General features: G+C 66.9%; 16 protein-coding genes and 1 pseudogene. 2 read left to right on the top strand and 15 right to left on the bottom strand.

Translation table 11 applies throughout. From position 1 onward, the window contains the following. Nucleotides 1-27: 27 nt before the first annotated feature. The 4 genes from A4E84_RS24240 to A4E84_RS44715 all read right to left on the bottom strand — a co-directional run bounded on the left by A4E84_RS24240 (nt 28) and on the right by A4E84_RS44715 (nt 2378). Nucleotides 28-501 (bottom strand): hypothetical protein, encoded by a 474-nt coding sequence (locus tag A4E84_RS24240; RefSeq protein ID WP_062928587.1) that lies wholly within the window; start codon nt 499-501, stop codon nt 28-30. 11 nt (nt 502-512) lie between these two features. Further along, nucleotides 513-947 carry an SMI1/KNR4 family protein gene (locus A4E84_RS24235; protein ID WP_237304991.1) on the bottom strand — a complete coding sequence of 145 codons (435 nt, stop codon included), beginning with the start codon at nt 945-947 and terminating at the stop codon, nt 513-515. A gap of 225 nt (nt 948-1172) precedes the next feature. Further along, complete coding sequence (locus A4E84_RS24230; RefSeq protein ID WP_062928586.1) at nt 1173-1820, bottom strand: hypothetical protein; 648 nt, start codon at nt 1818-1820, stop codon at nt 1173-1175. Between the two features lie 48 nt (nt 1821-1868). After that, entirely contained in the window at nt 1869-2378 is a 510-nt protein-coding gene (locus A4E84_RS44715) for a hypothetical protein (protein ID WP_237305172.1), read from the bottom strand. A gap of 14 nt (nt 2379-2392) precedes the next feature. On the opposite strand from A4E84_RS44715, the pseudogene A4E84_RS41165 reads away from it, so the two are divergent. Continuing rightward, nucleotides 2393-2692, top strand: a pseudogene (locus A4E84_RS41165) (S41 family peptidase); the annotation flags it as partial. Here the strand turns inward: A4E84_RS41165 and A4E84_RS24220 are convergent. Beyond that, nucleotides 2689-2871, bottom strand: a complete 183-nt coding sequence (locus A4E84_RS24220) for a DUF397 domain-containing protein (RefSeq protein ID WP_062928585.1) — start codon at nt 2869-2871, stop codon at nt 2689-2691. The pseudogene A4E84_RS41165 and the gene A4E84_RS24220 sit on opposite strands and share 4 nt — an antisense overlap. After that, nucleotides 2868-3743, bottom strand: a complete 876-nt coding sequence (locus tag A4E84_RS24215) for a helix-turn-helix domain-containing protein (protein WP_062928584.1) — start codon at nt 3741-3743, stop codon at nt 2868-2870. Before A4E84_RS24215 ends, A4E84_RS24220 begins: the two co-directional genes overlap by 4 nt. A 155-nt stretch (nt 3744-3898) precedes the next feature. On the opposite strand from A4E84_RS24215, the gene A4E84_RS24210 reads away from it, so the two are divergent. After that, entirely contained in the window at nt 3899-4309 is a 411-nt protein-coding gene (locus A4E84_RS24210; protein ID WP_107308369.1) for an ATP-binding protein, read from the top strand. 76 nt (nt 4310-4385) lie between these two features. Here the strand turns inward: A4E84_RS24210 and A4E84_RS24205 are convergent, their stop codons facing one another. The 9 genes from A4E84_RS24205 to rpoB form a co-directional block, all read right to left on the bottom strand. Beyond that, nucleotides 4386-5093 carry a cation diffusion facilitator family transporter gene (locus A4E84_RS24205; protein ID WP_062928582.1) on the bottom strand — a complete coding sequence of 236 codons (708 nt, stop codon included), beginning with the start codon at nt 5091-5093 and terminating at the stop codon, nt 4386-4388. Further along, nucleotides 5093-5428 (bottom strand): ArsR/SmtB family transcription factor, encoded by a 336-nt coding sequence (locus A4E84_RS24200; protein ID WP_062928581.1) that lies wholly within the window; start codon nt 5426-5428, stop codon nt 5093-5095. The genes A4E84_RS24205 and A4E84_RS24200 overlap by 1 nt, the downstream gene beginning before the upstream one ends. A 153-nt stretch (nt 5429-5581) precedes the next feature. Next, a complete protein-coding gene (gene tuf, locus A4E84_RS24195; protein WP_030839706.1) occupies nt 5582-6775 on the bottom strand; it encodes an elongation factor Tu in 1194 nt (397 codons plus the stop codon). Between the two features lie 156 nt (nt 6776-6931). Beyond that, a complete protein-coding gene (gene fusA, locus A4E84_RS24190; RefSeq protein ID WP_031141286.1) occupies nt 6932-9058 on the bottom strand; it encodes an elongation factor G in 2127 nt (708 codons plus the stop codon). Nucleotides 9059-9097: 39 nt separating this feature from the next. Continuing rightward, nucleotides 9098-9568: a 30S ribosomal protein S7 gene (gene rpsG, locus A4E84_RS24185; protein WP_003974303.1), complete on the bottom strand. Its 471-nt coding sequence runs from the start codon at nt 9566-9568 to the stop codon at nt 9098-9100. Between the two features lie 2 nt (nt 9569-9570). After that, a complete protein-coding gene (gene rpsL / locus A4E84_RS24180) occupies nt 9571-9942 on the bottom strand; it encodes a 30S ribosomal protein S12 (protein ID WP_003948652.1) in 372 nt (123 codons plus the stop codon). A gap of 320 nt (nt 9943-10262) precedes the next feature. After that, the gene (locus tag A4E84_RS24175) at nt 10263-10781 is read right to left on the bottom strand and encodes a DUF1707 and DUF4190 domain-containing protein (protein WP_079129097.1); all 519 of its coding nucleotides are present in this window, start codon (nt 10779-10781) and stop codon (nt 10263-10265) included. 175 nt (nt 10782-10956) lie between these two features. Beyond that, nucleotides 10957-14856 carry a DNA-directed RNA polymerase subunit beta' gene (locus A4E84_RS24170; RefSeq protein ID WP_062928579.1) on the bottom strand — a complete coding sequence of 1300 codons (3900 nt, stop codon included), beginning with the start codon at nt 14854-14856 and terminating at the stop codon, nt 10957-10959. A 94-nt stretch (nt 14857-14950) separates the two neighbouring features. Then, nucleotides 14951-18436, bottom strand: coding sequence for a DNA-directed RNA polymerase subunit beta (rpoB, locus tag A4E84_RS24165; RefSeq protein ID WP_062928578.1), 3486 nt, complete (start codon nt 18434-18436; stop codon nt 14951-14953). Between the last annotated feature and the right edge of the window lie 392 nt (nt 18437-18828).

Raw genomic sequence — 18828 nt, 5'->3', positions numbered from 1 at the left:
ATGTTCACGCGGCGGTAGGGAAACGGATCAGTGTCGGGAACGACGCCCGCGCCACGCCCGCCACGTCTCCCCGACGGCGTCCGCGAACTGCAGCCACCAGCCCTCCGCCTTGTTCCGCACCGTCGCATGCACCCACCGCCATTTGAACCACGACGGGAGCTTGCGGAACGGCACGAAGGTCAGCGTGTCGTTGATGGCGTCTTCGGCCAGGCCCTTGGGCCCCGCCATGCGCAGCACTGCGTACAGCTCCGGCGTCAGCTCCCGGTTGAGTCGCGCTGCGGTACCCGCGGCAGTGAAGGCGTACCCCCGCTGCTCGGGGTGCGGCAACTGCGTCGCCCGCACGAGCCGAGGCGAGACCTCCTCCAGCGAACACTGGAGCGCCAACCCGATCGCCGCTGTACCGAGACGACTCTCACCGCGCTCCCACGCGGCATCCCACTCGGCGGGGTCGTCGATGCCCAGCAGGCCCTTGCCGCTTTCCCAGTCACGATCCGACGCCATGAGCAGTATCCCTACCGATACCAATCCTCGCCGGCGCTCTCCAACGCACTGCGCACATAGCGCTTCAGGCTCGGCGCCACGAGGATTCTGCTGTCCGTCTCATGATCCCAGACGAACACCTCGCTGCGCTCGGGCCGCCGGACGAAGGCGAACTGGTCTCCCCCGCCGTTGTCTCCGAAGAACATGAGCGAATCGAACTCCCTGTACAGGGACTTGTGCTGTTCGTCGTTGCGGAACGAGAGATTGTCACCGAGGATCCGGTCGGCAGACCAGATGACGTCGGTGCCGTATTCATCGGCCAGCCCATTGCTCTCGAGAAGAAGGGCGCGGAGGTCACCCGGGAGCGGCTGGCCCAGGACCGATTCGATACGGTCGAGGGTGCCGGTGTCTGCGGGGTCACGGAGTTCCGCGGAGGGGAACGCTTCGACGATCTCGCGCCAGATCACATTTACTCCGATTCGGTGCCGAGCCTCGGTTGCCATGGCGCCGGTGCCGGTTCTCCAGGATCTATGCCTCTTGGACGCCGGGGCGCCCGCCGTACCGTTCGAGGGCGAAGACTCCGGCCATGAGTACCGCGTCGACCAGAGTCTCGGCGCGCAGTCCCCGTGATCACCAGGCGCACAGCGGCGGCTCTCCTGCTCGATGTCCCGGCCGTCCTCGTGAAAGGGAGGTCAGCCCGTGAACCGGAACGTCGACGTGATCGCGTCGAAGATGTCGAAGAAGGAGTCCGCGAGGTCGAGGACCTGGCTGCTGCCGGCGACCAGGGCGATCTTGCCCTCCTGGCCCGGCACGGGAATGTACGTCTGCATCAGTACAGCGCGGATGGTCCGGTTGAGCGCGTCGCCGGGCACGGCGATGTCCTCGATGCCGTACGTCCGCGCGGCCGGGCAGACGCCCGGGATCTCGACGGTCGTGACCTTCCGCCACGAGTCGCCCTCCCGCTTCGCCTCCTTGACCGCGAGCTGACTCGCGATGACGGCCGGGTCGTTCGACAGCGGCTCACCCCGCTCGTTGCGGCCGCCGACGAGAGAGACGGTCACCGAACCCGTGATCGGCGTGTCCCCGCCGAAGCTCTCCGCCATGCAGCCGCAGTACATCGCGCCCGACTTCCAGGCATCCGCGGCGGCCTTCCGGAGGAAGTCGACGTACGCGTCCCGGTACTGCTCCAGTTCCGGGCGCTGCCGCACGCGCTCGCTCACCATCCGCCGGATCGAGTCGTCCCGCGACTCCGGCCGTACGTCGAACTCCCACCAGGACTCCGGCACCTTGATCCGGAAACCGCCCCGCTCGACGGTCAGTGTCTCCATGTAGCGGGCCATGACGCCGGTCTCCCCGTTCGCTCGATCACGTGTGCGCACATCGTGCCACTACTCCTCCAGTGTCCAGAACGGTGAGTCCTTCGGAGGTGCCGGGCGTACGGGATGGGTGCCGAAGTCGATGTCCGCGTCCACCTGCGGATCTCCAACCGGGAGGCGTTTCCCGTGATCCGGGCTGTAGTACGTCCCGTACGCCCAGTACTCCGGCAGTTCGTGGCCCATCAGCTCCACGCCCCACGCGGCCGACTCCCGCGTTCCGTACATCGCGTTGATCCTGGCAACCGCCTCCGCGCGGGAGACACCGATCCGCTCCACCAATACGTCCGTCATCTCGCGGAAGTAGGCAAGCATCTCGTCGTCGAGCGGAAGCACGAACTCCGTGCCCGTGGTGCCGGCCGTGGGACATGCCCCGTACTCGACGAGCCACCGCAGGCGCCTGACCTCCGCCACGAGACGCGGCACCGCCTCTCTCGCCATGGCGACGAAGGCGGGGCCCGGCGCCGTGCACGCCTCCTCGATGGCATCCAAGTCGAGGTCTTCGCAAGCGGGTTCGGAAGTCATGCCCCAGTGTTACAACGGACACGCCCTACGTCGCCTACGCCAAGCGCGCCCGCAACCACCCCACCGACCCGGACCGGCACACCCGCCCCGAGCCCATCAGGGTCGTACCGGCCGACGGGCCCCGCTACACCGGCCCGATCGCCGTACTGACCTCAGGCACGACCGTCAGCGCCGGTGAGACCTTCACGCAGGCCCTGATTGACCGGCCGGGCGGCACGGTTCGCGTCGGGCAGCCGACCACCAAGGAGGAGTTCGCCAAGAACCGGGACTCGGCGTTCGACCGCGCGGTGAGCGTCCTTCGGAACGACGGCTAGAAGGAGGCCAGGAACTCCGACCATGCCTCCGGCGCAAGCGCGAGCCGGGGGCCTTCGGTGTGCTTGGAGTCCCGGACGTGGATGGTGTGGGGGGCTATGGCGATCTCGACGCAGGAGTCGCCGTCGGGGCCACTGCTGTAGCTGCTCTTGAACCACACCGGTTCAGCGTTACGGATCATGTCTCTCCCAGCAGTTGCTCGATGAAGGCCAGCGACTCACGCGGGGGAAGAGCCTGAGCTCGGATGGTGCCGTAGCGCAGTTCGAGGATCCGGATGTGCTTCGGATCAGTGGTCGGACGGCCGGTGAAAGCGCCGTCGGACCGGCCCACCGCGGTGCCGTCCCCGAATTTCAGCACCTCGATCCTCCCGTTCAGACCGGGGTGTGCCTCGCTGCTCGTCGGCATCAGCTGAAGCCTGACGTTACGCAACCGCCCCACCTCCAGCAGACGCTCAAGCTGCCGACGCCACACCATTGTGCCTCCGACCGGGCGGAGCAGTGTCGCCTCCTCCTGGACGAAGCTCAGCGAAGGTGCCGGCGACCGCTCGAACACCGACTGCCGAGCCATGCGGGCAGCCACCAGACGTTCCACTTCGTCCGGCGAGTATGCGGGTTGCCACGACTCGAACAACGCCCGAGCATGCTCGGGGGTCTGCAACAGCCCGTTGACGCTGTTGCACTCATACACCCCGATCTCCACCGCCTGCCCCTCCAACTTGGCAAGCTCCCGCACCCTCTTGGGGTACCGAACCCTCTTCACGTCCTCCCAGGCCGCCGCAATCAGCCCACCCGCTCCCAGCACCTCATCAGCCCTGACGAGATAGTCCTGCCGAGGGATCCGCTTCCCGCCCTCGATCTTGTAGACCATGTCCTCGCCGTACCCCACCGCCGTCCCGAACTGGGCGGCCCGCATCCCCACCGCCTCCCGCCGCAGCTTCAGCTGCCGCCCCACCGTGGCGATGACCGCGACGCCCCACTCGTCGTCCGGGTCCACCTCCCAACCCGGCTCGTCCGCCTCGCTCTTGAGCCGCCCCGAATCCGCCTCGACCGTCATCCCGCACCCTTCCGCCGTCGTACGACCGTGCCCAGCGGCCTACCCGCACGCCCGGCCCCGACAGCCCGGACAACACCGGACAAGCTCCGGACAGTCACCGTACGCACCCGCTGAGTCACTGTTCACAGTAGGCACTGACGGCCACGCTGAGTGACGTGAAGCAGAACTCCCCCGAACTCCGCACCCCCATCCGTAACTTCAGCCTCCAGCTCTCCGCCACCCCGCGCGGCGCCCGCCTGGCCCGCCTCCTCACCACGGAACAACTGCGCTCCTGGGGCCTGCCGCTGGACCCGGCACGGCAGGTCGTCGCAGAGCTGTCGGTCAACGCGGCCACCCATGGCCGCATCCCGGGCCGCGACTTCCGCCTGCTGCTCTACGTCGTCGCGGCCACCCTCCGCATCGAGGTGACGGACACCCGCGGCGACCGCCTGCCGAGTCCGCAACTGCCCGGCCCCGACACCGAGTCCGGCCGCGGCCTGCTCCTCGTCGACGCACTCGCCGACCGCTGGGGCGTCACCCCGGGCCTGTCACCCCGCAAGACCGTCTGGGCCGAACTGGACTTCTGACCGGAGGCACCGACGCCCCACACCTCGCACCAGGCCGCACGGCGACGACGAGGCACGTACTCCTCGCCGGTCGGGCTCAGGTGCAGCAGTCGCATCCGGGGTGGCAGCCGCACGCGTCCACCCCGGCCGGAGCCGTCACCGTCGGGGACGCGGGTGCGCAGCATCCCTTCCCCTGCCAGGCGTCGCGCCCCTCCTTGAGGGCGATGACGGCAATGACGAGCGCGGCGAACGGGTCGGCCCAGGACCAGCCGAGGGTGGCATTGAGGAGCAGGCCGACCAGGAGCACGGCGGAGAGGTACGTGCACAGCAGGGTCTGCTTGGAGTCCGCCACGGCCGAGGCGGAACCGAGTTCGCGCCCGGCACGGCGCTGCGCGGCGGACAGGAACGGCATGATCGCGAGCGACAGGGCGGCGAGCACGATGCCGGTGATGGAGCGGTCGGCCTCTCCGGCGCCGGCCAGGGCACGGATCGCGTCGGCACTCACGTAGGCGGCGAGGACGAAGAAGGAGGCCGCGATGATCCGCAGGGTGGTCTTCTCCCGAGCCTCACGGACCGCGGGGTCGGCCGCGGAGAACTGCCAGGCGACCGCGGCGGCGGAGGAGACCTCGATGACGGAGTCGAGACCGAAACCGATCAGTGCGCTGGAGGAGGCGACCGTGCCGGCGACGAGGGCGACGATCGCCTCGACGACGTTGTAGGTGATCGTCGCCGCGACGAGCAGCCGTATCCGGCGGGTGAGCGTATCGCGGCGGGCCGCGGACGGCCCCAGGGACAGGGCCACCATCAGCAGCAGCCCTCCGTGGCGGCGTCCGGGCAGGTCTTGTCCTCCTCGACCGCGACCACCACGGCGCGCAGCTGGTCGAGCGCGTGGCCGAGACGTTCGTCGGCGAGCTCGTAGCGGGTGCGCCGTCCGTCCGGGACGGTCACCACGAGGCCGCAATCCCGCAGACACGCCAGGTGGTTGGAGAGCCGGGTGCGGGAGACGCCGAGCGCGTCGGCGAGGTCGGCGGGGTAGACGGGGGCTCGGCTCAGCGCAAGGAGGATCCGGCAGCGGATCGGGTCGGCGAGCGCGCGGCCGAAGCGGGCCAGCACATCGATGTCGGAAGCAACGGTCAGCACCCCGCAACAGTACAGCGAAGCCTGAATTCAGGAAACCCTGAATCATGCGGACAGAACCTGGCCTGGTCAACAGCAAAGGGGCCCGCACGACCGAAGTCGTACGGGCCCCTTCGAGCCACTCAGGTCAGTAGACCCTCAAGCAAGTCCGAAGACTCACTTGTTGATCTTGGTGACCTGGCCGGCGCCCACGGTCCGGCCACCCTCACGGATGGCGAACTTCAGGCCCTCCTCCATGGCGACGGGCTGGATGAGCTCCACCTTCATCTCGGTGTTGTCACCCGGCATGACCATCTCGGTGCCCTCGGGGAGGGTCACCACGCCGGTCACGTCCGTCGTACGGAAGTAGAACTGCGGGCGGTAGTTGTTGAAGAACGGCGTGTGGCGGCCACCCTCGTCCTTGGACAGGATGTAGGCCTGCGCCTCGAACTCGGTGTGCGGGGTGACCGAGCCCGGCTTGATGATGACCTGGCCGCGCTCGACGTCCTCGCGCTTGATGCCACGGAGGAGCAGACCGACGTTCTCACCGGCCTGGCCCTCGTCGAGGAGCTTCCGGAACATCTCGATGCCGGTGACCGTGGTGGTGGTCTTCTCCTGCTTGATGCCCACGATGTCAACGGTCTCGTTGACCTTGAGGACACCACGCTCGATACGGCCGGTGACGACCGTACCGCGACCGGTGATCGTGAAGACGTCCTCGATCGGCATGAGGAACGGCTTGTCGACGTCACGCTCGGGCTGCGGGATGTTCTCGTCCACGGCCTTCATGAGCTCGAGGACGGAGTTGCCCCACTCCTTGTCGCCCTCGAGGGCCTTGAGCGCCGAGACCTTGACGACCGGCAGGTCGTCGCCCGGGAACTCGTACTCGGAGAGGAGCTCACGGACCTCGAGCTCGACGAGCTCCAGGATCTCCTCGTCGTCCACCATGTCGGCCTTGTTCAGCGCGACGACGATGTACGGGACGCCGACCTGGCGGGCCAGGAGCACGTGCTCCTTGGTCTGCGGCATCGGGCCGTCGGTGGCGGCGACCACGAGGATGGCGCCGTCCATCTGCGCCGCACCCGTGATCATGTTCTTGATGTAGTCCGCGTGACCGGGGCAGTCGACGTGGGCGTAGTGACGCGTCTCGGTCTGGTACTCGACGTGCGCGATGGAGATGGTGATACCGCGCTGGCGCTCCTCAGGAGCCTTGTCGATCTGGTCGAAGGCCGAGGCCTCGTTCAGGTCCGGGTACGCGTCGTGCAGCACCTTGGTAATGGCGGCCGTGAGGGTCGTCTTACCGTGGTCGATGTGACCGATGGTGCCGATGTTGACGTGCGGCTTAGTCCGCTCGAACTTCGCCTTCGCCACTGGGGTCCTCCTGGGAGTGGTTCTGGTACGCCTTACTTCATCGGCGCCAGGTGATCTTTGCTGGAAAGCCCGGGCCCCGGGGCACTCACGCCGCGATTGCGGTGGAATGCCCCACGAGGCTCCGGAGTCAAGCCTACGGCGTGTAGACGCTGTGCGTTACTCGCCCTTGGCCTTCGCGATGATCTCCTCGGCGACGTTCCGGGGAACCTCGGCGTAGGAGTCGAACTGCATGGAGTAGCTCGCACGGCCGGACGTCTTGCTGCGCAGGTCGCCGACGTAGCCGAACATCTCCGAGAGGGGCACGAGGCCCTTCACGACGCGGGCACCGGCCCGCTCCTCCATGGCCTGGATCTGACCACGGCGGGAGTTGATGTCGCCGATGACCTCACCCATGTAGTCCTCGGGCGTGGTGACCTCGACGGCCATCATCGGCTCAAGGAGCACGGGGGACGCCTTGCGCGCGGCCTCCTTGAAGGCCTGCGAACCGGCGATCTTGAACGCGAGCTCGGAGGAGTCGACCTCGTGGTAGCCACCGTCGATGAGCGTGACGCGGACGCCCGTCATCTCGTAGCCCGCGAGGATGCCGAACTGCATGGCCTCCTGCGCACCGGCGTCCACCGAAGGGATGTACTCCTTCGGGATACGGCCACCGGTGACCTTGTTCACGAACTCGTACGAGGCGTCGCCGCCCTCGATCGGCTCGATCGCGATCTGCACCTTGGCGAACTGGCCGGTACCACCAGTCTGCTTCTTGTGCGTGTAGTCGACGCGCTCGACGGCCTTGCGGATCGTCTCGCGGTAGGCGACCTGCGGCTTGCCGACGTTGGCCTCGACCTTGAACTCACGGCGCATACGGTCGACCAGCACCTCAAGGTGCAGCTCGCCCATACCACCGATGATGGTCTGGCCGGTCTCCTCGTCCGAGTGGACCTGGAAGGACGGGTCCTCCTCGGCCAGGCGCTGGATGGCGACACCCAGCTTCTCCTGGTCGCCCTTGGACTTGGGCTCGATGGCGACCTGGATGACCGGCGCCGGGAAGTCCATGGACTCCAGGATCACCGGGTTCTTGTCGTCGGACAGCGTCTCACCGGTGGTGGTCTGCTTCAGGCCCATCACGGCGACGATGTCGCCGGCGCCCACCGCGTCGATCTCCTCACGCTTGTTCGCGTGCATGCGGTAGATCTTGCCGATGCGCTCCTTCTTGCCCTTGACGGAGTTCAGCACCGCGGTGCCGGACTCCAGGCGGCCCGAGTAGACCCGGACGAAGGTGAGCTTACCGAGGTGCGGGTCGCTCATGATCTTGAACGCGAGCGCGGCGAGGGGCTCGTCCTCCGACGGCTTGCGCACGACGACCTGCTCCGGGTCCTTGACGTCGTGGCCCTCGATGGCCTCGACGTCGAGCGGGGTGGGCAGGTAGCGCACGACCGCGTCGAGCAGGGGCTGAACGCCCTTGTTCTTGAACGCGGTACCGCAGAACACGGGGGTGACGGTGGTGCCGCCGCCCTTGCCGGACGCGATCGTGATACGGCGGATCGCGGCGTAGAGCTGCTCCACGGTGGGCTCGGTGCCCTCCAGGTACAGCTCCATCAGCTCTTCGTCGTTCTCGGCGACGGCCTCGAGCAGCTTGCCGCGGTACTCCTCGGCAGCCTCGGCGTGGGTGTCCGGGATGTCGACGGTGTCGTACATCTCGCCCTTGGTCGCCTCGGCCGACCAGACCAGGGCCTTCATCGTCACGAGGTCGATGACGCCCTTGAAGTCCGCCTCCGCACCGATCGGCAGCTGCATGACCAGCGGCTGCGCGCCCAGGCGGTCCGAGATCATGTCCACGCAGCGGTGGAACTCGGCGCCGGTACGGTCCAGCTTGTTGACGAAGCAGATACGCGGCACGCCGTAACGGTCGGCCTGACGCCACACCGTCTCGGACTGCGGCTCGACACCGGCGACACCGTCGAACACCGTCACGGCACCGTCGAGCACACGCAGGGAGCGCTCCACCTCGACGGTGAAGTCGACGTGCCCCGGGGTGTCGATGATGTTGATGGTGTAGTCGTTGTCCTCGAGCGGCCAGTGACAGGTGGTCGCAGCAGACGTGATCGTGATGCCACGCTCCTGCTCCTGCTCCATCCAGTCCATGGTGGCAGCGCCGTCGTGGACCTCACCGATCTTGTAAGACACACCGGTGTAGAACAGGATCCGCTCGGTGGTGGTCGTCTTGCCCGCGTCGATGTGGGCCATGATCCCGATGTTGCGGACCTTGGCCAGGTCAAGTGAAGTGGTAGCCATAAGGCTTCAGTCTTCTCTCGGTCTCGATGTGGGTAGCGACTACCAGCGGTAGTGCGCGAAGGCCTTGTTGGACTCGGCCATCTTGTGGGTGTCCTCGCGCTTCTTCACAGCGGCACCGAGGCCGTTGGAGGCGTCGAGAAGCTCGTTGAGCAGACGCTCGGTCATGGTCTTCTCGCGACGGGCGCGGGAGTAACCGACCAGCCAGCGCAGCGCGAGCGTGTTGGCGCGACCGGGCTTGACCTCGATCGGAACCTGGTACGTCGCACCACCGACACGGCGGGACTTGACCTCGAGGGTCGGCTTGATGTTCTCCAGCGCGCGCTTCAGCGTGATGACCGGGTCGTTGCCCGTCTTCTCACGCAGACCCTCCATGGCGCCGTAGACGATGCGCTCGGCGGTGGAGCGCTTGCCGTTCAGCAGCACCTTGTTGATGAGGGAGGTCACCAGAGGAGAACCGTAGACCGGGTCGATGATGACCGGGCGCTTCGGGGCGGGGCCCTTACGAGGCATTCTTACTTCTCCTTCTTGGCGCCGTAGCGGCTGCGGGCCTGCTTGCGGTTCTTGACACCCTGGGTGTCGAGCGAACCACGGATGATCTTGTAGCGAACACCCGGCAGGTCCTTCACACGGCCGCCGCGCACGAGCACGATGGAGTGCTCCTGCAGGTTGTGTCCCTCACCCGGAATGTAAGCGGTGACCTCGATCCCGCTGGTCAGACGCACACGCGCGACCTTACGCAGGGCCGAGTTCGGCTTCTTCGGGGTGGTCGTGAACACACGCGTGCAGACGCCACGACGCTGAGGGGAACCCTCGAGTGCGGGCGTCTTGTTCTTCTCGACCTTGTCCTGCCGGCCCTTCCGGACCAGCTGCTGGATCGTAGGCACTACTTCTCCGGTTTCTGTGTGCCGAATGGTGAAGCTAACCTGGAACATCTCCGACCCACGCGGTCGGGTGTGTCGAATCCCGCGGACTTCCGCTGCCAGGCAGAAATAACGCAGATTACGGTGGCCGGTGTCGGCTCGCCGTGCGGTTCATGGCACACACGCGAGCCAGGGCACACCCCAGGCACAAGGTCTGAGCGTACCTACCGCATTCGCTGCGGTCAAAACAAATGGGCACCGCCCGCATCGCCCGGCGGGACATGTCAAGCCCCTCAGCCGTTGTCGATCTTCAATTCGTCGGCGAGTGTCCGATATGCATACCTTCAAGATGCTACGACGGACACCACGGTCAGCAACACCAGAACGAGTGCCCAACCTGCCGTCGACAACCATCCGAGCACGAGACCGGTCAGCGCGAGCCCGTCCCCCAGCTCTCCCCGGCTGCGGATCTCGGCCCGGGCCACATGTCCCAGTACGACGGCCGGGATCCCGGTCAGCCCCATCGTGGGCACGCACAGCAGCCCGCACACCCCGGCCGCGACTGCCTTCCCGTTGGTCCGCGGCCGCGGCACGGGCAGGAACGAGGCCGGCACGGGCGCGACGGAGGCCGGCCGCGGCAGCGGCCCCTGCGGCAGATCCGCGACGAGCAGCGCCAGCTCCCCCACGGTCCGCGCCGCATACGCCCGCCCGACCCGCTTCTCGAACTCGCCGTGCTCCAGGCGACCCTCGCCGTACCCGGCTCTGAGCACGTCCACGGCCCGCTCCCGGTCGGCGTGCGACGCGAGCATCGACGGGGCACCAGAGCCCTGCCAGGGCTGCCAGGACGGATAGGGCTGCGACACGGAGCACCTCCCCGGGACCGGAGTCCTTCCATGATGCGCCGAAGCGCGGGTTCCGGCACAGGTGCGTCCACGACGGGGCACCGCGTGTCGGCCAGACGGCGGACCCCCCGCAGGGCGGACACGCCGAAGGGCGGCCACCCCGCAGGGTGACCGCCCTTCGCCTCAAGCGACTCGCTTACTGGTTGTACGGACCGTAGTCGTAGTCCTCCAGCGGAACGGCCTGGCCGGAGCCCGTGCCGAACGGCGAGTAGTCGATGTCGTCGTAGCCGACGGCCGAGTACATGGCGGCCTTGGCCTCCTCGGTCGGCTCGACCCGGATGTTGCGGTAGCGGGACAGACCCGTACCGGCCGGGATGAGCTTACCGATGATGACGTTCTCCTTGAGGCCGATGAGGCTGTCGGACTTGGCGTTGATCGCCGCGTCCGTCAGGACTCGGGTCGTCTCCTGGAAGGAGGCGGCCGACAGCCAGGATTCCGTCGCCAGCGAGGCCTTGGTGATACCCATCAGCTGCGGACGGCCGGAGGCCGGGTGACCGCCCTCCTGGACCACACGACGGTTCTCGGTCTCGAACTTCGAGCGCTCGACCAGCTCGCCGGGCAGCAGCTCGGCGTCGCCGGACTCGATGATCGTCACGCGGCGGAGCATCTGCCGGATGATGATCTCGATGTGCTTGTCGTGGATCGACACACCCTGCGAGTTGTAGACCTTCTGGACCTCGCCGACCAGGTGGACCTGAACGGCACGCTGGCCCAGGATGCGCAGCACGTCGTGCGGGTTGGTGGCACCCACGGTGAGCTTCTGGCCCACCTCGACGTGCTCGCCCTCGCTGACCAGGAGACGGGCACGCTTGGAGATCGGGAACGCCGTCTCGTCGCTGCCGTCGTCCGGGGTGACGACGATCTTCTTGGTCTTCTCGGTCTCCTCGATCCGCACGCGGCCCTGGGCCTCGGAGATCGGGGCGACACCCTTCGGGGTACGGGCCTCGAAGAGCTCGACGACACGCGGCAGACCCTGGGTGATGTCGTCACCGGCCACACCACCGGTGTGGAAGGTACGCATCGTCAGCTGGGTACCGGGCTCACCGATGGACTGGGCGGCGATGATGCCGACCGCCTCACCGATGTCGACCAGCTTGCCGGTGGCCAGCGAACGGCCGTAGCACATCGCGCAGGTACCGACGGCGGACTCGCAGGTCAGGACCGAGCGGGTCTTGACCTCCTCGACTCCGCGCTGGACGAGCTCCTCGATGAGGACGTCACCCAGGTCGGTGCCGGCCGGGGCCAGCACCTGACCGTCGACCACGATGTCCTCGGCGAGGCAGCGCGCGTACACGGACGTCTCGACGTCCTCGGTCTTGACCAGGCCGCCCTCGGCGTTCCGGTCCGCGATCTTGAGGCGCAGACCGCGCTCGGTGCCGCAGTCCTCCTCGCGAATGATGACGTCCTGGGAGACGTCGACCAGACGACGGGTGAGGTAACCCGAGTCGGCGGTACGCAGAGCGGTGTCCGCCAGACCCTTACGGGCACCGTGCGTGGAGATGAAGTACTCCAGCACGGACAGGCCCTCACGGAAGGAGGCCTTGATCGGACGCGGGATCGTCTCGTTCTTCGCGTTCGACACCAGACCACGCATACCGGCGATCTGACGCATCTGCATCATGTTGCCTCGTGCACCCGAGTTCACCATCATGAAGATCGGGTTGGTCTTCGGGAAGTTGTCGTTCATCGCCTCGGCAACCTCGTTGGTCGCCTTGGTCCAGATCGCGATGAGCTCCTGCGTGCGCTCGTCCTTGGTGATCAGACCGCGCTCGTACTGCTTCTGGACCTTCTCGTCCTGCGCCTCGTACCCGCGGACGATCTCCTTCTTCGCCTCGGGAACGACGACGTCGGAGATGGCCACGGTGACGCCGGAACGGGTCGCCCAGAAGAAGCCGGCCGCCTTCAGGTTGTCGAGCGTCGCCGCCACGATGACCTTCGGGTAGCGCTCGGCGAGGTCGTTGACGATCTCGGAGAGCTGCTTCTTGCCGACCTCGTAGTCGACGAACGGGTAGTCCTCGGGCAGCAGCTCGTTGAAGAGCGCACGGCCCAGGGTGGTGTTCAGGCGGAAGGTGTCACCCTGCTGCCACTCCGGCTCGCCCTCCTCACGCGCCGGCGGGGTCCAGCCACGCGGCGGGATGGTGCCGACCGGGAAGCGGACGTCGATCTTCGACTGGAGCGAGAGCTCGCCCGCGTCGAAGGCCATGATCGCCTCGGCGACCGAGGCGAAGGAACGGCCCTCGCCCTTGAGGTCGCGCATCTCGCCGTCGGTGGTGAGGAAGAACAGACCGAGGACCATGTCCTGGGTCGGCATCGTCACCGGGCGGCCGTCGGCCGGCTTGAGGATGTTGTTCGAGGACAGCATCAGGATGCGGGCCTCGGCCTGCGCCTCCGCGGACAGCGGCAGGTGCACGGCCATCTGGTCACCGTCGAAGTCCGCGTTGAACGCGGTGCAGACGAGCGGGTGGATCTGGATGGCCTTGCCCTCGACCAGCTGCGGCTCGAAGGCCTGGATGCCGAGGCGGTGCAGCGTGGGCGCACGGTTCAGCAGAACCGGGTGCTCCGCGATGACCTCTTCCAGCACGTCGTACACGACCGTGCGGCCGCGCTCGACCATGCGCTTGGCGCTCTTGATGTTCTGCGCGTGGTTCAGGTCGACCAGGCGCTTCATCACGAACGGCTTGAAGAGCTCCAGCGCCATCGCCTTCGGCAGACCGCACTGGTGCAGCTTCAGCTGCGGACCGACGACGATCACGGAACGCGCGGAGTAGTCCACACGCTTACCGAGCAGGTTCTGACGGAAGCGGCCCTGCTTGCCCTTCAGCATGTCGCTGAGGGACTTCAGCGGGCGGTTACCGGGACCGGTGACCGGACGGCCACGACGGCCGTTGTCGAACAGCGCGTCGACGGCCTCCTGGAGCATGCGCTTCTCGTTGTTCACGATGATCTCGGGCGCACCGAGGTCGAGAAGCCGCTTCAGGCGGTTGTTCCGGTTGATCACACGGCGGTACAGGTCGTTCAGGTCGGAGGTCGCGAAGCGGCCACCGTCCAGCTGCACCATCGGGCGGAGGTCCGGCGGGATGACCGGCACGCAGTCGAGCACCATGCCCTTGGGGCTGTTGCTGGTCTGCAGGAACGCGGAGACGACCTTCAGGCGCTTGAGCGCACGGGTCTTCTTCTGGCCCTTGCCGGTGCGGATGATCTCGCGAAGGCGCTCGGCCTCCTCGTCGAGGTCGAAGGACTCCAGGCGCTTCTGCAGCGCCGCGGCACCCATCGAGCCGTCGAAGTACGTGCCGAAGCGGTCACGCAGCTCGCGGTAGAGCAGCTCGTCGCCCTCCAGGTCCTGGACCTTGAGGTTCTTGAAGCGGTTCCACACCTCGTCGAGACGGTCGATCTCGCGCTGGGCACGGTCGCGCAGCTGCTTCATCTCGCGCTCGGCACCCTCGCGCACCTTGCGGCGCACGTCGGCCTTGGCGCCCTCGGCCTCCAGCTCGGCCAGGTCGGTCTCGAGCTTCTTGGCCCGGGCCTCCAGGTCGGCGTCGCGGCGCTGCTCGATCTGCTGGCGCTCGACGGAGACGTGGGCCTCCAGCGAGGGCAGGTCGCGCGTACGGCGCTCCTCGTCGACGTACGTGATCATGTACGCCGCGAAGTAGATGACCTTCTCGAGGTCCTTGGGGGCCAGGTCGAGCAGGTAGCCCAGACGGGACGGAACACCCTTGAAGTACCAGATGTGCGTGACGGGGGCGGCGAGCTCGATGTGGCCCATCCGCTCACGGCGCACCTTGGCACGGGTGACCTCGACGCCACACCGCTCGCAGATGATGCCCTTGAAGCGGACACGCTTGTACTTGCCGCAGTAGCACTCCCAGTCCCGGGTCGGACCGAAGATCTTCTCGCAGAAGAGTCCGTCCTTTTCGGGCTTGAGCGTGCGGTAGTTGATCGTCTCGGGCTTCTTGACCTCGCCGTGGCTCCACTGACGGATGTCGTCAGCGGTGGCCAGACCGATCCGGAGCTCGTCGAAGAAGTTGACGTCGAGCACTATGCGTCAATCCCTCTCAGGGTTGTAAGTCATGGGGTCTGATACGGGGGTCCTGGGGCCGGAGGCCTTCATGACGAAGGCCTCCGGACTCCCGTCAGACCTCTTCGACGCTGCTCGGCTCACGCCGGGACAGGTCGATGCCAAGCTCCTCCGCAGCGCGGAAGACGTCCTCGTCGGTGTCGCGCATCTCGATGGACATGCCGTCCGAGGACAGCACCTCCACGTTGAGGCACAGGGACTGCATCTCCTTGATGAGCACCTTGAAGGACTCGGGGATGCCGGGCTCGGGGATGTTCTCGCCCTTGACGATGGCCTCGTAGACCTTCACGCGGCCGGTCACGTCGTCGGACTTGATGGTCAGCAGCTCCTGGAGGGCGTACGCGGCGCCGTAAGCCTCCAGCGCCCACACCTCCATCTCACCGAAGCGCTGGCCACCGAACTGGGCCTTACCACCCAGCGGCTGCTGGGTGATCATCGAGTACGGACCGGTCGACCGGGCGTGCAGCTTGTCGTCGACCAGGTGGTGCAGCTTGAGGATGTACATGTAGCCGACCGAGATCGGCTCGGGGAACGGCTCGCCGGAGCGGCCGTCGAACAGCGGCGCCTTACCGGTCGGGAGCACCATGCGCTCGCCGTCGCGGTTCGGGATCGTGTGGTTCAGCAGACCGGCCAGCTCGTCCTCACGCGCACCGTCGAAGACGGGGGTGGCGACGTTCGTGCCCGGGGCGACCTGGTCGGCCTCGATGGCCTGCAGGCGCTGCGCCCAGTCGTCCGCGAGCCCGGAGACGTCCCAGCCGCGGCTGGCGAGCCAGCCGAGGTGGATCTCCAGGACCTGTCCCGGGTTCATTCGGGACGGCACACCGAGCGGGTTGAGGATGATGTCGACCGGGGTGCCGTCCTCCAGGAACGGCATGTCCTCGATCGGCAGGATCTTCGAGATGACGCCCTTGTTGCCGTGGCGGCCGGCGAGCTTGTCACCGTCGGTGATCTTGCGCTTCTGCGCGACGTAGACGCGCACCAGCTGGTTCACACCGGGGGGAAGCTCGTCGCCCTCCTCGCGGTCGAAGACGCGGACGCCGATGACCTTGCCGATCTCGCCGTGCGGCACCTTCAGCGAGGTGTCACGGACCTCACGGGCCTTCTCACCGAAGATGGCGCGCAGCAGGCGCTCTTCCGGCGTCAGCTCGGTCTCGCCCTTGGGCGTGACCTTGCCGACGAGGATGTCGCCGGCGACGACCTCGGCACCGATGCGGATGATGCCGCGCTCGTCGAGGTCGGCGAGGACCTCCTCGGAGACGTTCGGGATGTCCCGGGTGATCTCCTCGGGGCCGAGCTTGGTGTCACGGGCGTCGACCTCGTGCTCCTCGATGTGGATCGAGGAGAGGACGTCGTCCTGCACGAGGCGCTGCGACAGGATGATCGCGTCCTCGTAGTTGTGACCCTCCCACGGCATGAACGCCACGAGCAGGTTCTTGCCCAGCGCCATCTCGCCGTTCTGGGTGGCCGGACCGTCGGCCAGGACCTGGCCCTCGATGATCCGGTCGCCCTCGTTGACGATGACCTTCTGGTTGACCGAGGTGCCCTGGTTGGAGCGGGCGAACTTGGCCAGGCGGTACGTGATGTACGTGCCGTCGTCGTTGGCGGTGGTGATGTAGTCCGCGGAGACCTCCTGGACCACACCGGGCTTCTCGGCCTTGACCACGTCGCCGGCGTCGACCGCGGAGCGGTACTCCATGCCGGTGCCGACGAGCGGGGACTCGGACTTGATGAGCGGCACGGCCTGACGCATCATGTTCGCGCCCATGAGGGCACGGTTGGCGTCGTCGTGCTCGAGGAAGGGGATCATGGCGGTCGCGACCGACACCATCTGGCGCGGCGAGACGTCCATGTAGTCGACGTCCTCGCCGGTGACGTAGTCGACCTCGCCGCCCTTACGGCGGACCAGCACCCGGGCCTCGGCGAAGCGGAGGTCGTCCGTCAGCTGCGCGTTGGCCTGCGCGATGACGAAGCGGTCCTCCTCGTCGGCGGTCAGGTAGTCGACCTCGTCGGTGACCTGGCCCTCGAACACCTTGCGGTACGGGGTCTCCACGAAACCGAACGCGTTGACCCGGCCGTAGGAGGCGAGCGAGCCGATCAGACCGATGTTCGGGCCTTCGGGCGTCTCGATCGGGCACATGCGGCCGTAGTGCGAGGGGTGCACGTCACGGACCTCGAAGCCGGCCCGCTCACGGGAGAGACCACCCGGGCCAAGAGCCGACAGACGGCGCTTGTGGGTGAGACCCGAGAGCGGGTTGTTCTGGTCCATGAACTGCGACAGCTGGCTGGTGCCGAAGAACTCCTTGATGGAGGCGACGACCGGCCGGATGTTGATCAGGGTCTGCGGCGTGATCGCCTCGACGTCCTGGGTCGTCATCCGCTCGCGGACGACACGCTCCATACGCGCCAGACCCGTGCGGACCTGGTTCTGGATGAGCTCGCCGACGCTGCGCAGGCGGCGGTTGCCGAAGTGGTCGATGTCGTCGGTCTCGACGACGATGTTCGTACCGCTGTCGCCAACCGTCTCGGTCTCGCCCGCGTGCAGCTTCACCAGGTACTTGATCGTCGAGATGATGTCCTCGACGGTCAGGATGCCCGCGTCCAGCGGAGCGTCCGCCCCCAGCTTCTTGTTGACCTTGTAGCGGCCGACCTTGGCCAGGTCGTAGCGCTTGGGGTTGAAGTACAGGTTCTCCAGCAGCGTCTGCGCGGCCTCACGCGTGGGGGGCTCGCCCGGACGCAGCTTGCGGTAGATGTCGAGCAGCGCGTCGTCCTGGCCCTGGGTGTGGTCCTTCTCCAGGGTGGCACGCATCGACTCGTACTCGCCGAACTCCTCGAGGATCTGCTCGGTGGTCCAGCCGAGCGCCTTGAGCAGGACGGTGACGGACTGCTTGCGCTTGCGGTCGATGCGGACACCGACCATGTCGCGCTTGTCGATCTCCATCTCCAGCCAGGCACCCCGGGAGGGGATGATCTTCGCGGAGAAGATGTCCTTGTCGGACGTCTTGTCGATGGAGGAGTCGAAGTAGACGCCGGGCGAACGGACGAGCTGCGACACCACGACACGCTCGGTGCCGTTGATGACGAAGGTGCCCTTGCCGGTCATGAGCGGGAAGTCGCCCATGAAGACCGTCTGGGACTTGATCTCGCCGGTCTCATTGTTGGTGAACTCGGCAGTGACGAAGAGCGGGGCCGCGTACGTGAAGTCGCGCTCCTTGCACTCGTCGATGGAGTTCTTCGGCGGCTCGAAGCGGTGGTCGCGGAAGGTCAGCGACATCGACCCGCTGAAGTCCTCGATCGGGGAGATCTCCTCGAAGATCTCCTCGAGCCCGGACTTGGTGGGGACGTCCTGACCGTTCTCGAGAGCCTCCTCGACCCGACTCTGCCAGGCGGTGTTGCCGAGGAGCCAGTCGAAGCTCTCGGTCTGCAGCGCGAGCAGGTTCGGAACCTCGAGAGGCTCCTTGATCTTTGCAAAAGAGATGCGCAGCGGGGCAGTGCTGGCGGCGTTGTTCGTATTCGCGGTCGAGGCGTTGCGCGAGGCGGCCAAGAGGGGGTCCTTCCGAGGGCTCGGACTCACTACGCGCGTACCGGCCCCTCTCCCGTACACGGAGACAAGCCGCGTGGATCCGGCCGAAAGGCCAGGTCAACAAGTCTTGTCGTCGATGCTCGGGCGAGGGCAGACCCCTGGTGACGGGCAGGGGACAGCTAACAGGCAGCGCAAAGGGTCAGTGTAGCCACTTGGCCCACTGATGTCCAGTGCGGGTCGTGAAACCCGTGTTCACCCTCGTTGTTCCACTCCTGCGACACGGCGCTGCCCTCAACGCACGTTGATACTGCCCTCTTCGTCGTCGATCCATGCCTCGGATTCGGATCCTGTGACGACGCGTCCTGAGAATTGCGCGCTGCGTGCGGTTCGTCAAGGCCCCCCTGCCCGATCCG

This window comes from Streptomyces qaidamensis, assembly GCF_001611795.1.
GTDB classification, from domain to species: domain Bacteria; phylum Actinomycetota; class Actinomycetes; order Streptomycetales; family Streptomycetaceae; genus Streptomyces; species Streptomyces qaidamensis.
The sequence above is the reverse complement of the archived record's forward strand: the minus strand, read 5'-3'. Positions and strand labels throughout refer to the sequence as shown.